The sequence below is a fragment of the Duganella hordei genome (assembly GCF_040369125.1).
GTDB classification, from domain to species: domain Bacteria; phylum Pseudomonadota; class Gammaproteobacteria; order Burkholderiales; family Burkholderiaceae_D; genus Rugamonas; species Rugamonas hordei.
In genome coordinates this window covers 1-547 of the sequence record NZ_BPWI01000057.1, presented here as the reverse complement: position 1 = coordinate 547, position 547 = coordinate 1, and the positions used below count along the sequence as shown (strand labels likewise).

The window sequence follows — 547 nt, the reverse complement described above, 5'->3', positions numbered from 1 at the left end:
TGATCGACCTGGCGCCGCTGCTGGGGCAACAGGCCAGCCTCGCCGTCAGCCTGGCCGACGGCAGCCGCACGCAATTTCACGGCGAGATCACGCAGGCCGCCATGCTGGGCAGCGAAGGCGGCCTGGCGCGCTATCGGCTGCGGCTGACGCCGTGGCTGTGGCGGCTGAGCCAGGTGCGCAACAGCCGCGTATGGCAGGACAAGACGGTGATCGAGATCGTCGACGCCGTGTTCGAGGGCTACGCGCCGCTGGCGCAGTGGCGCTGGAGCGAAGAGACCGAACCCTTCATGGCCGACGCGGTGGCGCGCAGCTACTGCTGCCAGTACCGCGAATCGGACCTGGACTTCGTGCGGCGCCTGCTGACCGAAGAGGGCCTGTCCTGGCGCTTCGAACAGCTGGACGACGGCGTCGGCGTGGTGCTGTTCGCCGACAGCAGCCAGGCCAGCGCCACGCCGGAGGACGCCAGCAGCGCGGCCGGCGGCGGCATCCGCTTTCACGGCGTGCGCGCCGGCGAGGCATCGGACACCATCCAGGCGCTGCAGGCGCG

At 71.1% G+C, this 547-nt stretch carries 1 protein-coding gene; it reads left to right on the top strand.

Going from position 1 to position 547, the window contains the following annotated elements:
- The coding region (locus ABWW33_RS33005) for a contractile injection system protein, VgrG/Pvc8 family (protein ID WP_353405627.1) at positions 1-547 on the top strand (547 nt) is incomplete at both ends.